At 46.4% G+C, this 14,813-nt stretch carries 8 protein-coding genes and 4 tRNA genes; 8 read left to right on the top strand and 4 right to left on the bottom strand.

What is annotated here, in order from left to right; all coding sequences use genetic code 11:
- The 7 genes from LZP69_RS14090 to LZP69_RS14060 all read left to right on the top strand — a co-directional run.
- Nucleotides 1–2,199, top strand: a 2,199-nt coding sequence (locus tag LZP69_RS14090; RefSeq protein ID WP_234201353.1) for a VCBS domain-containing protein, incomplete at its 5' end; no start/stop codon positions are given.
- Between the two features lie 279 nt (nt 2,200–2,478).
- Nucleotides 2,479–4,662, top strand: a complete 2,184-nt coding sequence (locus LZP69_RS14085; protein WP_234201352.1) for a type I secretion system permease/ATPase — start codon at nt 2,479–2,481, stop codon at nt 4,660–4,662.
- Nucleotides 4,655–6,037, top strand: a complete 1,383-nt coding sequence (locus LZP69_RS14080) for an HlyD family type I secretion periplasmic adaptor subunit (RefSeq protein WP_234201351.1) — start codon at nt 4,655–4,657, stop codon at nt 6,035–6,037. Before LZP69_RS14085 ends, LZP69_RS14080 begins: the two co-directional genes overlap by 8 nt.
- 31 nt (nt 6,038–6,068) lie before the next feature.
- Nucleotides 6,069–7,481 carry a TolC family outer membrane protein gene (locus LZP69_RS14075; protein WP_234201350.1) on the top strand — a complete coding sequence of 471 codons (1,413 nt, stop codon included), beginning with the start codon at nt 6,069–6,071 and terminating at the stop codon, nt 7,479–7,481.
- The gene (locus LZP69_RS14070) at nt 7,481–8,089 is read left to right on the top strand and encodes an OmpA family protein (RefSeq protein ID WP_234201349.1); all 609 of its coding nucleotides are present in this window, start codon (nt 7,481–7,483) and stop codon (nt 8,087–8,089) included. The genes LZP69_RS14075 and LZP69_RS14070 overlap by 1 nt, the downstream gene beginning before the upstream one ends.
- 14 nt (nt 8,090–8,103) lie before the next feature.
- Nucleotides 8,104–8,811 (top strand): transglutaminase-like cysteine peptidase, encoded by a 708-nt coding sequence (locus LZP69_RS14065; RefSeq protein ID WP_234201348.1) that lies wholly within the window; start codon nt 8,104–8,106, stop codon nt 8,809–8,811.
- An 8-nt stretch (nt 8,812–8,819) separates the two neighbouring features.
- Nucleotides 8,820–10,742 carry a bifunctional diguanylate cyclase/phosphodiesterase gene (locus tag LZP69_RS14060; protein WP_234201347.1) on the top strand — a complete coding sequence of 641 codons (1,923 nt, stop codon included), beginning with the start codon at nt 8,820–8,822 and terminating at the stop codon, nt 10,740–10,742.
- A 400-nt stretch (nt 10,743–11,142) separates the two neighbouring features.
- On the opposite strand, the gene LZP69_RS14055 is transcribed toward LZP69_RS14060, so the two are convergent.
- The 4 genes from LZP69_RS14055 to LZP69_RS14040 form a co-directional block, all read right to left on the bottom strand.
- Nucleotides 11,143–11,219: transfer RNA gene (locus LZP69_RS14055), tRNA-Pro, on the bottom strand.
- Nucleotides 11,220–11,465: 246 nt separating this feature from the next.
- Nucleotides 11,466–11,542: transfer RNA gene (locus tag LZP69_RS14050), tRNA-Pro, on the bottom strand.
- A 179-nt stretch (nt 11,543–11,721) separates the two neighbouring features.
- Nucleotides 11,722–11,797: transfer RNA gene (locus tag LZP69_RS14045), tRNA-His, on the bottom strand.
- Between the two features lie 46 nt (nt 11,798–11,843).
- Nucleotides 11,844–11,920 (bottom strand) — tRNA-Arg (locus LZP69_RS14040).
- Nucleotides 11,921–12,157: 237 nt separating this feature from the next.
- Here LZP69_RS14040 and LZP69_RS14035 point away from each other — a divergent pair.
- Nucleotides 12,158–14,800, top strand: a complete 2,643-nt coding sequence (locus LZP69_RS14035) for a sensor domain-containing phosphodiesterase (protein ID WP_234201346.1) — start codon at nt 12,158–12,160, stop codon at nt 14,798–14,800.
- Nucleotides 14,801–14,813 lie beyond the last annotated feature (13 nt).

Genomic DNA, 14,813 nt, shown 5'->3' with positions numbered 1-14,813 from the left:
GGCTCGGTACTGACTGCCGATGAGATAAATAGCCTCATCGATGGCTTCAGTGTCGACAGCGACAGCTGGGATTACAGTATCCTGAACAGCACGGTGCAGTTCCTCGCCGAAGGGGAAACCATCACCTTAAGCTTTGATGTCACCGTCGATGATGGCAACACCAATGGCACCGACACCAAGACGGTATCCATCACCATTACCGGCACCAACGACACCCCAGTGCTCACCGTGGATATGAGCGGTGCGGTGACCGAAGATATTGATGTCGTCGACGGTTTAATCAGTGATACCGGCATTCTCAGCTTCACTGATGTGGATGTTAATGACAATAACCATCAAATTAGTGAAGATTACATTGCCGATAGCATTACTTGGAGTGCTGGTGATATCACCTCAGTGCTCACAAATGATCAAATTAACAGTATTATCGATGGCTTTAGCGTAACCGATAACAGCTGGAGTTTTAGCGTCGACAATAGCTTGATTCAGTTCTTAGATGCGGGGGAAACCATCACACTAAGTTTTAATGTCACTGTGGATGATGGTAAGGGCGGCACAGATACAGAAACCGTCACTATTACCATTAATGGCCAGGAAGACCTTATTCAAGGTGAGTTTTCTAAAGAGATCTGGGTGCCTGCAGCGTTGGATCAAGTCGTTGATCCCTATATTGATGGCTATCCGCTTAACATTCCGATCCCGATTGACGTCGATGCCACCGATGATTTAATGATTTCGGCATTAAGCTTAGAATTTATTAATGCCAATGGGGCAACAGAACTGGGCGAGATCTGGTATTTGGATGATGACAATGGCCCCACACAATATGATTTTGATAATCCCGTAGAGCTTTCGGCAACTGAGTTAAGCACCTTAATCTACATGCCTGCCGATAATTCAGATGCGGCAGGTCAAGTGGATATCTCTCTGACTTTCACTATCACCTCAGGAAATGAAACGGTCGATGGCGACTTTATTATCCATACTGTGCCGGCTAATCAGCTTGAAAACTCCGTCACCATTGGTGGGGCAGACTCATCGCCTTTAAACTCGGGTAACCCTCAAGAAGCTTCTTTTGGTATTTCAGACGAGTTTGCCAATGCCATTAATTTACAACCTGAGAACGGTACGCTTAACCTCTTTACCGACTTCCAGAAGAGTCCATTTGCTATTCCCATCCCTGTTGATGAGCGGGGCAACACAGGGGCCGCGTATGAGGCGCGTGAAACAGAGGTCTCGGTTCGATTAATTATCAACGGCATCGTTTTTATCGTCTTGCTAGCTGACGATCCAAACAACATTGAACAAACTTGGTTCTACGATCCTGATACTGGCCTCATGAAAGCCAGTATCGATTACAGCAATATTGTAATGGAAAGCGATCCGCTCACCACACTCGCTGATTATATAGGAGACAATCCTGCCGTTGGCGGAGATGTTTGGACAGTCACCTACGAGGACAATAACGGTGGCTCTTACCAGGCTCGTTTCGTACAAGCCGACTTTAATCATGAACTCTTACCCGATAACGCCGTTACTGTTGTTGGTGAAGATAACGTCGATAACCTGATTTTTGGTACTACAGAGAACGACTCACTCACAGGTGCAAATTTAAATGATGAGATCTATGGTCGTGAAGGCAATGACATGATTTACGGCCTTGATGGCGATGATGTGCTAATTGGTGGTTCGGGTAATGATACTATCGATGGTGGAGCAGGCAACGACACTATCATTGGTGGTATCGGTGACGATATGCTCATTGGTGGAACAGGTAGTGACACACTCTATGGCGGTGAAGGCAGTGATAAACTGTATGCAGGTGTTGATAACGATATAGATACCTTTATATGGGAGGTTGGCACAGCCGATGCGAGTGTCGATATAGTTTATGACTTCACAGTTGGCGAAGATGTACTGGATCTGTCAGATATTCTCACAGACGAAAACAATGATGGCGCAACATTAGAAGCCTACTTAAACTTCACTTTTGAAGATTATGACGATGGCAACGGCGCCGATGGCATTATCGATACCGTTATCACTATTGATACCAATGGTGGCGCGCCAGGGGGAGAGGTTCTTACCATAGTGCTTAATAATGTGGATCTCAGTGCCGGTGGAACAATCACAGATCAGGCAACGATTATTAATAATCTACTCAACGAAAACTCGCTAATAACGGATACCATTCCCTAGCTCAAAGGTTTTAGTTGCAGTTAAAGAGCTAACTGAAATAAAAGTTAGCTCTTTTTTTGTTTGCATGGCACATTATATTGTTAGCCTAGAAAATTTCGTCAAAGGGAACTTTACAGTGTCTTAGTGTGAGTCAAAGTCGAATGGAGCGGTAATTCACACTGTCATTATTAAATTAATTCTCAATTTTTCCGCTTTTATATTTTTGGTAAGTTTGTTTATCACTTCTATACTTTATTCAACATAATAAATTTTAATAAAATCTTAAGGATAAGTTGCAAGGTGCAATCAACAGTGTCCCCAAAAAAAACTGAACAATGGACAGTTTCAGCCTCACAAAAAGTTACCGTTGATCCGTTATTGGATAGTTTAGTGCTATTAACCGAATATTTTGGTAACCCCTGCTCTAGCGAATCATTAGCCGCAGGTTTGCCTTTGTCTGGCAATATTTTAACCCCAGAGTTATTACCCCAAGCAGCGGGCAGAGCTGGCCTGGCAGCCAAGCTTATTCATAAAGGCTTAAACCATGTCTCAGCTATTTTTTTACCTTGCATCCTCTTACTCAAGGATAAAAAAGCGTGCCTGCTAAGAGAAATTAATTTCGAAGAGGATTATGCCATTATCCAGTTGCCCGAAACTGGCGGCGAGCAACAGTTATCCATCGAAGAGTTAGAAGCCATCTATGTCGGCTATCTTTTCATGGTGAAACAGCAATACCGAGGTGACATGGGGCCAGATCTTCATCTGCATGATACCCAAACCCACTGGTTATTGCAGACATTAAAAGATTCGGCACCTATCTACCGCGATGCGTTAATCGCATCCGTATTAGTCAATATGTTCGCCTTGGTCTCCCCCCTGTTTATCATGAATGTCTACGATAAGGTGGTGCCCAATCTCGCCTTCGAGTCACTCTGGGTCTTAGCCATAGGCGCGGGTATTGCCTATACCTTCGACTTAGTCATGCGTCAACTTCGTGCCTATTTAATCGATGTGGCAGGCAAAAAAGTCGACATCATAGTCTCTTCCAAACTCTTCGCTAAAGCGATTGGGATCCCACTGGAAAAACGCTCACCCAGTATTGGGGGGATGGCGAGGCAGCTGGGTGAATTTGATAACATCAGAGATATATTGACCTCTGCCACCATTACAACTCTGGTCGATCTGCCATTCGCGCTGTTTTTCTTAATCATCATCTATATTGTTGCCGGCGATCTGGCGCTTATCCCATTGGTAGGCGGCATTATTATCTTAATCTATACCTTAGTGATGCAACCAAGGTTGAAATCAGCTATTGAAGAAAGCAACAAGTTCTCAAGTGCTAAACATGGGCACTTAGTTGAATCGCTCGCAGCATTAGAGTCGATTAAATCCAGTGGGGCCGAAGGCTTAGTGCAAAAAAGCTGGCAGCAAATGATAGGTCACACTGCCAACTGGCAATTGAAAACCAAAAAAATCTCCACCTCTGTGACCAATATGGCCAACTTTGCGGTGCAGCTCTCTGTTATCAGCGTGGTAATTCTCGGGGTATACAGGGTTGCAGACAACGCTATCTCCATGGGAGGAATTATCGCTGCCGTTATCCTGTCCAGCCGAGCGATAGCGCCTATGGCACAGCTGGCAGGATTAATGACACGCGGAAATTACACTGCCAGCGCATTACGTCAACTCGATCAGGTTATGACCCAGGAGGGTGAATTCGATAATAAAGGCCACCTAGTCAGCCGCCAAAGATTAAGGGGACAGATCAATGCCGATCATGTCAGCTTCAACTACCCAGGATCAGAACGTGCCGTACTGAATCCCATGTCGTTCTCAATAGAGCCGGGCGAGCGCGTTGCCATCATTGGTCGTAATGGCTCAGGGAAAAGTACACTCGCTAAACTGCTGGTTGGCTTATATCAGCCCTCCAAAGGCAGCCTGCGTTACGATGGATTAGATTCTGCACAAATTCATCCGACAGACTTACGACGTAACTTTGGCTATTTACCCCAAGACATAGTGCTATTCCACGGCACCATCCGCGACAATATCCTCTTTGGCACTAAACAGGTCACAGAACACCAATTAATTCGGGCAGTTCAGCTTTCGGGAGTTAATCAGTTTACCGATATCGAAACCGAAGGTTTAGATCAACAGGTCGGTGAAGGTGGGCAATCACTTTCCCGAGGCCAAAGACAAACAATCGCACTGGCCAGGGCCACCCTTAACGATCCTCCTGTACTCCTGATGGATGAACCCACTGCTAGCCTGGATGCGCGGGCGGAAAAACAATTTATCCGCGCAATGAAAAATGCCACCAAAGAGAGGACCTTACTGCTGATCACCCATAAGATGCACCTACTTACTCTAGTCGATCGCATTATCGTGCTAGACCGCGGCCATCTGATCGCCGATGGTCCGAAAGACACCATACTCAATCAGCTCGCTAAAGGTATGTTGTCTGGAGGGCCAAAAAATGAGTAAGCATATTACGGCCCAAGATCTTGAGATGGTCGATGATGTCTATGGCGCCATGATGACAGATGCTCCCAGCAGCCACAGACTGATTATCTGGGCATTAGCGGCTCTGGTCGTCTGCTTTCTTCTTTGGGCGGGTCTTGCCGAGCTTGATCGTGTCACCACAGGAACAGGAAAGGTGATCCCCTCCTCGCAAATTCAACTCGTGCAAAGCTTGGATGGTGGCATAATGAAAGAGTTATATGTTCAGGAGGGCATGTTGGTCACCAAAGGGCAGCCATTAGTTCGCATCGACGATACCCGTTTTCGTTCCGATTATGCCCAGCAGGAACAGGAAGTTTATAGCCTACAGGCCAACGTATTGCGACTGCGCACTGAGCTAAGCAGTATTACCATTTCTAACGTGAGTAACGACTGGCGCGAACAGGTCAAAATAGTTAAGCAACCTCTTCACTTTAACCAATCGCTAATCGACAACGAGCCCGACCTGGTGACCAGACAAACCGAAGAGTATGAAGGGCGCCTGGATAACCTCAGCAATCAGCTTGAGATTCTGGCCAGACAGATACAGCAGAAACAGCAGGAAAGCGAGGAGTTGGCCTCAAAAATTTCAACGCTGACGACCAGTTTTCAACTCGCCAGTCGCGAACTTGAACTCACCAAGCCTCTGGCAACTAAAGGCGTGGTGCCAGAGGTGGAGCTACTCAAGTTAGAGCGTATGGTAAACGACATCCGCGGCGAGCTCGCCTCCCTACGCCTGCTGCGCCCTAAGCTAAAAGCATCTCAAGATGAAGCCATACTAAAACGACGCGAAGCCCTGCTGGTGTTCGCTGCAGAAACCCGCAAACAGCTCAACGACATGCAGACCCGTTTGTCGCGGATCAGTGAGGCTCAGATAGGGGCACAAGATAAGGTCAGAAAAGCGGAGATTGTCTCGCCGGTCAACGGCACAATCAAAACCATTCATATCAATACACTGGGCGCAGTCGTTCAACCGGGTATCGATATTATTGAGATAGTACCATCGGAAGACCAGCTGCTTATCGAAACCAAGATTCTGCCCAAGGATATTGCCTTTTTGCACCCTGGCCTGCCCGCAGTCGTCAAGGTAAGCGCCTATGACTTTACCCGCTACGGCGGCTTAAACGGCGTTGTCGAGCACATCAGCGCCGACACCACACAGGATGAAGAGGGAAATAGTTACTATCTTGTAAGGGTGAGAACTGAAGTCTCGAGTTTAACCAAAGAGGATGGAACCTTAATGCCTATTATTCCGGGGATGTTAACCTCGGTAAATGTAATAACTGGGCAAAGATCCGTTCTGGAGTACATACTTAATCCAATTTTGAGAGCAAGAGAAACGGCTCTGCGTGAGCGTTAAGCTCGCAAGATATAACCAGGAGGGGTTAATAATGAAAATTCAAGTCAAACATCAACTAAAACGTAGCGCCTTAGCGTTAGCGATTAGTGCGATGTTATTGCCCGGAGTCTGTTCAAGCCAAACCTTAGAACAAGCGGTCGCAAATACACTGGATACCAATCCAGATATTCGTATAGCCTTTAACCGTTTTAAGGCAACGGAGGAGCGAGTTAACCAGGCTGTCTCTGGTTATATGCCCTCGGTGGAAATAAGTGGTGGTTATGGCTGGGAACAAACCAATAGTCCGTCAACACGCAGGCGAGCAGGCCAGGGTGATGTCGATGACGATGGTGTGATCGAACTGATGCGCGGCGAAGCCGGTTTCAGCATCAAACAGATGCTGTTCGATGGTTTCTATATCTCAAGCGAGGTCGATCGTTACAGCTTTGAAGCCAGTGCCGACCAGTGGGCCCTGTTTGCCGCTGCAGAAGATATGGCACTGGAAGTGGCCAAGGTCTATGTCAACTATATCCGTAACGAACAGATATTAACTCTGGCCGAGAAGAACCTGCAGAGCCATAAAGATATTTACGATCAGATCAAACAACGCACCGATTCAGGCTTAGGCTCAACGGCGGATCTGTCGCAAATCACCGGCCGATTAGCCAGGGCAAACGCCAATGTGATTTCGGCTAAAAATAATGTCTTTGACGCTAAGGCGCAATTTTTACGCGTAGTCAAAGAGGAACCAGAAAACCTGATTGTACCGGTTCCCGACGATGATATGTTGCCCACAGACCTTGAAAACAGCATTCAAGTGGCACAGGAAAATCATCCCATTCTAAAATCCGCGGCAAGCGATATTGAAGCGGCGCAGAATGAGCGAGATAGTGCCAAGTCCAACTATTACCCTAAGGTCGAATTGGACTTAGGCGGTAGCTGGAATAACGATATAGACGGTGAAGATGGTTTTTCGGCCTTCGCCAGCCAAGATGTCGGTGGTCATAACAATGATCTGATCGCCATGGTCAGGGTCAAATATAACCTGTTCGCCGGTGGCCGAGATCGCGCCCGAGAAAAAGAGGCCGCCTACAAGGTTGGTGAAGCCAAAGAGATCCGCGAGCGAGCCTACCGTGAAGTGCTCGAAGGGGTAAGCCTAGCCTGGAACGCCTATGAGATGTTAGAACCTCAGAAAACCTATATCCGTGAGCATGTTATCGCAGCAAAAGATACCCAGGTTGCCTACAACCAGCAGTTCAACCTTGGACAACGTACCCTGCTCGACTTACTCGATACAGAAAATGAGTTATTTGAAGCCCGAACTGAGTATTTAGAAGCGGAATATGACCAGATCCTCTCTGAATATCGGGTGCTCAACGCCACAGGCCGACTCTTAGAATCACTGCGCGTCACTCGCCCAGAAATTTGGAAAGGCGAACGCGACTATGAAGGAGGAGTGAAATAATGAAAGCCCTACTCATCATACTCAGTCTCATCCTCTTTACTGGGTGTGCGTCTGACGAAGACTTAATTGCCATGGATAAACCCACGGCACAAAAACACGATCTCTCTGACGATGATACCGATGGGGTGATTGTGGCCAGAGAGCAATGCAGTAAGACACTCAACGGCGCGGCAATCAACAACTATGGTTGCGGTAAGGTCAAACCCATCAACGAGCGGGTCGAGATTAAAATCCTCTTCCCGAATGACTCCTATTACATCGACCCTCAGTATTACAACCAGGTCGAAAACATAGCGACGTTTATGAGACGTTTCCCCAATACCATAGTGACGATTGAAGGACACTGTAGTAAAACAGGGGGTTATGAACATAACCTGACGCTATCGCAAAATAGAGCCAACGCGGTTGCCTCGCTGTTAAGTGAACGTTTTGGCATCACCAGCGACAGAGTCACTGCTATCGGTTATAGCTATGATCGCCCCGTCGATCCTGGTAATGACAGACTGGCACATACCCGTAATCGTCGCGTGATAGCCGAATTGACAGGTGATGACACCACAGCCGATATGAAATGGCATATTTACAGTGTTGATGAACCTCAAAAATAATTTGATCGAGAAAAATGAAAAAGACGCGGGGCAGGCAAAACGGCTACCTAAAGGTCTGTCAATATAGCATTCTGACACTGACCCTGGGGTTATCTTGCCTGTACGCCTCTCCAACCCAGAAACTCGATACCAACTTTATCACCACAAAAATAGAGTCACGTTACGGAGAGTTCGCAGGCAAGCGTATCCGTGCCTGGTTCAAGGTGATAAATGAATCACAAGGTTTAAGCGATCAGGATAAACTATTAAAAGTAAATAACTTCTTTAATATGTTTCGTTTTGTTGATGACATTAAGCTGTGGGGCGAAAGTAACTACTGGGCCAGCCCAATGGAGTTTATAGGCGTTAATGGGGGAGACTGTGAAGATTTCTCCATCGCTAAGTATTTTACCCTACTCCAACTTGGCGTGCCTGATGATAAATTGCGTATCACCATGGTCAAGGCCACTTCAGTTAATCAGTATCACATGGTGTTGGCCTACTACGAAACTTCGGGGGCCATTCCCTTAGTACTCGACAATTTAGATCGCTCAATCAAACCGGCAAGCCAACGTCCCGATCTGATCCCCGTCTACAGCTTTAATGGTCGACAATTGTGGCTAAACAAAGAGAAAGGACGTGGTGTACTGGCAGGCTCATCTGAACGTCTGGAAAAATGGAATGACCTCAAACATAGATTGGGCGTCGAAAGATTAAGAATGCCTATATTAAAATTGGAGTAGCGAGAACTATGACTCTGTTTCGACAAATATACTCACTGCTATTCGGCCTGTTTCTGGTTGTGGTTATCAGCCTTGCCTATGTGCAATTTACACAAACGCAAAGCTTTCTTACCAAACAGATGGAATCTGATCTTAACAATACCAGTAACAGCTTGGGGATCATGCTGGTACCCGAACTTGAAGCGGGTGATATTGTCGGGGCCGAAACCCTGATTAATGTCATTTTTGAAGGCGGTTATTATCGGGAGATAAAACTCACCTGGTTGGTAGATGGTAAGCAGCAGGTCTGGGAAAACCCTGTCACTATCCAGGATGTCCCACAATGGTTTATCGATCTCGGTTTCTTCGACACCATCAGCCGCGAAAGCACTATCACCTCAGGTTGGTTACAACTGGCAAAATTAGAAATTACCGCCCACCCAGGATTTGGCTATAACGAACTCTGGCACACGCTGACGAATGCAATCACAGTGATCTCTATCCTGTTTCTTCTGGCCATTTTGCTTGCCCGTATCGGCTTGAGCTGGATCCTTAAACCCCTGCACGAAATCGCTCAGCATGCTATCGAAATTGCTCACCGCAAATTTGGCCCAGACATGAAACCGCCAAAGACTTCCGAACTCAAAGCCGTTGTCATTGCCTTTAACAGCATGTCCCATCAACTCAAGAAAATTTTTAACTCTCTCGATGAAGAAGTCTCTGAATTAAGAAAGAAAAACTTGGTCGATCAAGTGTCTGGTTTACCCAACAGACAATATATGATGGGGCGGCTCAACAGCTGGCTCGGCGAACCCGACAGTGGCTCGCTCATGATGGCAAAATTTGATTGGCTCGAAGAGGTGCACAGCAAATATGGCTATCAGGTTCGGGATGAAACCATACGACTCTTAGCCGAAAAGATGCAGCAACAGCTTGATGCTATCGCCCCTTCCGTTATTGCCCGCATCGCAGCCTATGAATTTGCCTTCCTGCTCACGGGTGCCGAAAAGGAGCAGAGCAACAAATACCTGCAAACCTTGATTAGAACCATCAATCAGGAGATATCCAAGGCCGGCTGTAAACCCAATGAACACTTTGCTATTGGTATTGCACACCGCAGTGAGCACACCACAGTATCCGACATCTTGGCACAAACCGATAATGCGTTACAAAAAGCCACTGCCGAAAATAAAATCTTCCACTGGTTCGAAAGCAATGAAAAACAACTCTACTCCCGAGAACAGTGGCGAGAATATCTAAGTGCGGCAATCACCAACAAAAACTTCCTGTTTAAGTGGCAACCCGTCTATCTGACCAATAAGCACGAAGTGACGCAGCGGGAACTCTATTGCCAGTTAAATATCAATGGTAAAGAGTTTCACGCAGGACAATTTATGCCCTATGTTGAACTGCTCTCCCTAGGGTCACTCCTGGATCGCTGCCTGATTGAAACCATAGTCGAAAAAGGCCTAGTGCAGCGTAATAACGAACCTGTTGCGATAAACCTCACTTATCACAGCCTGAGCGATCCTGATTTTCATCGCTGGTTAAATAAGTTCCTGCGTAATACCGCCATGACACACAGGCTGGTGTTCGATATTCCAGAAGCCGGGGTTTACAGCGATCCGGAAGCTTGCCAGGCAATCTGCTCAATCATCCGAGATAATGGCGCACAGTTTGGTATAGATCACTTCGGGCGTCAGTTCGGCTCCATGGCGTACCTGCATGATCTCAGACCCAGCTATGTCAAATTAGATCAATCCTTTGCCTATTATGATGAACAGGAACACAGCAGCGAACTCTGCCGCGCCTTACTCAATGTTGCCAGAGGGTTGGATATCCAGATCATAGTTACAGGAATTCAGGAGCAGCCACAACTAAGCCGCTTTGAGCCCCTAAACGTTAATGCTTATATGGGATACATCTATCCACCACAAAAAATCGAGCTCTAGGAGGCGGTAAGCGGTAAGCGGTAAGCGGTAAGCGGTAAGCGGTAAGCGGTAAGCGGTAAGCGGTAAGCTAACCATTATAAATACCCCTTTACCATCAAACCCACAGCCAAAAATGTAAAAAGCCCCTCGATTTCTCGAGGGGTTTTTAAAGTGGTCGGCTCGCTTTGATAAAGAGTAAGGATTCGAACCGCTGACCTTCTGGTCCCAAGCAAAGCTAGGTTGACTCTAGGCCTGTAAAGTAAAAAGCCCCTCGATTTCTCGAGGGGTTTTTAAAATGGTCGGCTCGCTTTGATAAAGAGTAAGGATTCGAACCTCTGACCCTCTGGTCCCAAACAAAGCCAAGTTGACTGTAGACCTGTAAAGTAAAAAGCCCCTCGATTTCTCGAGAGGCTTTTAAAGATGGTCGGTGATAGAGGATTCGAACCTCTGACCCTCTGGTCCCAAACCAGATGCGCTACCGGACTGCGCTAATCACCGAAATTTGTTTCATATAGATGTTTTAAGAGGGTCACCCTCTGGTCCGCTTTTATCCCAGAATCAGAATGCGCTACCGGACTGCGCTAATCACCGAAATTTGTTTCATTATAGATGTTTTAAGAGGGTCACCCTCTGGTCCGCTTTTATCCCAGAATCAGGATGCGCTACCGGGCTGCACTAATCACCGTATGCTGTTTTGCCATTTTCATGACTGATAACGAATTTATTAGACTCATTATCGAAAAGTGGTCGGTGATAGAGGATTCGAACCTCTGACCCTCTGGTCCCAAACCAGATGCGCTACCGGACTGCGCTAATCACCGAAATTTGATTCATTTGTCAGATTTTTATAGAGGGTCACCCTCTGGTCCGCTTTTATCCCAGAATCAGGATGCGCTACCGGACTGCGCTAATCACCGAAATTTGTTTCATTATAGATGTTTTAAGAGGATCACCCTCTGGTCCGCTTTTATCCTAAACTTTCAGGAAGAGGAGAAAGTAATGGGGTGACTGATGGGACTTGAACCCACGACAACCGGAATCACAATCCGGGGCTCTACCAACTGAGCTACAATCACCACTGATATTACTTCATGCTAACTTAGGATCCTTAAGAGAACCAACTGGTGCACCCAGAAGGATTCGAACCCTCGGCCTCACCCTCCGGAGGGGTGCGCTCTATCCAGCTGAGCTATGGGTGCCTGCCGTGTTAGCGCCGCATATAGTATGGATTATTTTACTGTTCGTCTATAGCAAACACAGATTTTTTTATGCGTTTGCTCAACTTTTGACAGATTAAAGCCCCCAAATAGACAAGTGTGTCAACTTATCAGCGCATCAGTCAAAATAATGACTTGGTCATGTTATATTTTTGTGTTATCTATAGTGCTTAAGCACAAATACAGATAAAACAAGTAAATACTGTAACTGGCGGAGCTATGTTTAGGGAAAAAACAAGCCTACTTTCAATCAAAGAGGTTGAACGCCTACACAAAAGGATTGACCGCTTAAAAAGCCTCGCGATGAAGTATAAGCGATCTGAAGTGATTCAAAATACGCTGCTGGAGATCTCTAATCTGGCGGCGACGGCTAAACACACCGATGATTTCTACTCAGGTATCCAGATTAATCTCAATAAGTTACTCCCTGCAGATAACTGTTTTATCGCCCTACTAAACCAGAACAACAGCGAGCTTTACATACCTTTCTATGTGGATGAGAAGGATCCTCATCCCAATGTGCTTTTCACTCCCGAACTTCTCTCCAATACTTTATACAATGGCCTTACCGGCTATGTGCTTAAGAATAAGCAAGCTCTGCTCTGCGATAATGACAAATTTCAGGAGCTGCTGGCGACAAATAAAATCATCAACCTGGGCACAGATTGCCATCAATGGTTAGGTGTGCCCATATTGCTCGATGATCAAGTTTTAGGCGCCATAGTCGTACAGAGTTACGCCCCCGAAATCAGTTACGGTGAAATGGAAGTCGAATTAATGACTTTTATCAGTCAGCGCATTTCTGGGGTAATCGAAAAGGTTCAGCATCAGCACTACCTAGAAGCGGCAATTGAGCATAGAACCAAAGAACTCAGCATTGCCTACGATAAGCTAAAACTGGAGGTCAATGAGAGGCGTAAGGCAGAAAACCTGCAAAAATCCCTGTTTGAGATCACTGAGTTCTCCACCGCCAATCTCGATGATGACAAATTTTACTCAGAGATCCATCGAGTCATCAGCCACCTGCTTCCGGCTGATAACTGCCACATTGGCCTATTGAACCAAGACCAGCAGCTACATTTTCCTTTCTACGTGTCCGAGCTAAAAGAAGACTCACCACGAAAAGCTGCATTCGCAGATGGCCTCACCGAGTTTATCCTAAAACAGAAACGCCCTCTGTTACTCGACAATAACGACATTATTGCGCTGATAAAATCGCAAAAGCTGTATGACAAAACCCCAAGTTGTGACCATACAGAAGCCATTCAGCAATGGATTGGTGTGCCGCTCTTTATTCAGGGAGAGATCAAAGGCGCGCTGATCATATATAGCTTTAGCTCATCGCAAACCTATCATGAAAAAGATCTGGGTCTATTAACCTTTGTTTCACAACATATTTCGACAGCTATCGAGCGTAAGTTAGCGGCCGAGTCATTAAGACAAAGCTATGAAAGGCTGGAAGAAAAAGTCACAGAGCGAACTCAAGCACTGGAGGCGCTTAACCTGGATTTGGCCAAAGAGATCACTCAGAGGCGAAGAGTCGAACAACAGCTAGTGCACGATGCCAGCCACGATCACTTGACTGGCCTGCCTAACCGAGCCCGCTTCATGGAGTGCCTGTCTCAGGCCGTTAAACATGTTCGTCGCCATGGTTTAGACAAATTTGCCCTGCTCTTTATCGATCTCGATCGCTTCAAATTAATCAACGACACCTTAGGGCATCTTCAAGGGGATCGCTTCTTGATTGAGGCTGCCCGCAGATTGAAACTCTGCACCCGAGATAACGATACTTTGGGTCGTATCGGCGGGGATGAGTTTGTCTTATTACTAGACAGTATTAACTCTAATGACGACGCTATCGAGGTGGCAGAACGCATCTTAGGTGAATTATCGAAGCCTTATGAGCTCTCTTCTCAGAGTTTCTCCTCCAGTGCCAGTATTGGTATCGCCTTTAGTGGCAAAAAAGGGGGAGACTCTAGCGAATCTTTGCTGAAAAATGCCGACTCAGCAATGTACCTAGCCAAGTCTAACGGCAAGGGCTGTTATGTGGTTCATGATAATCAAACCCACCAACAGGAAGCCCATGACCTTGCACTGGAAATTGAGTTACGCGATGCGATCGCACAGAAGCAACTCGCACTGCAATATTTCCCCATCATGACGCTGGATACCCAGCACCTCATCGCCCTTGAGCCCAGATTGTTCTGGCAGCATGAGCAACTGGGTAAGATTAAACAGGACAGGCTCAAGAATATTGCCGAACATTGCGGACTGACCAAAGAACTGGATCTCTATCTGTTTGAGCAGTTTCATATCGATCATCAAACATTAGCAGTGGAGCTGAAAACCGAGGTCGAGTTCCACCTGCATATCTCAAGCGAACATTTAAAACACAAGCATGCGGTGCGCGAGCTCAGAAACAGGCTTAAGCAAAGTTATTTAAATGCTGAAAAAATCTGGATATTTTTTAACGAAAAATCATTCGCGAAAGACACTGAAAACCATATCAACGCCTTCGAGATCTTGAATAAGTTGAAGGTCAAAATCGGCCTGAGTTCATACGGCAGTGCCCATAGCCCACTCAGCAGTTTAAGTTTTCTGCCACTGCAGGGGTTAAAGCTCGATTCTCGCTACATCAATCATTTAGATGATCCCCAGCACATTAAATTGCTTAACGCCCATAAACTCGCCACCCAAGCGCTTGAGCTGACACTGTATCTGCAGGGCGTCAATAGCCAGGCACAATTGCAACAGTTACAAGAGCTTGGCTTTACCCTTGGACAGGGGCAAGCGCTGGGAAAGTCCATAATCCTTAAGGATCAGGTTCCGATACCTGATTTGCGCCACAACGCCTATGCCTGAAGCAGGCCGTGAC

Source organism: Shewanella sp. AS1, assembly GCF_021412565.1.
GTDB lineage: Bacteria > Pseudomonadota > Gammaproteobacteria > Enterobacterales > Shewanellaceae > Shewanella.
Note: the sequence above shows the minus strand (reverse complement) of the source record. Positions and strands in the feature narration are given on the sequence as shown.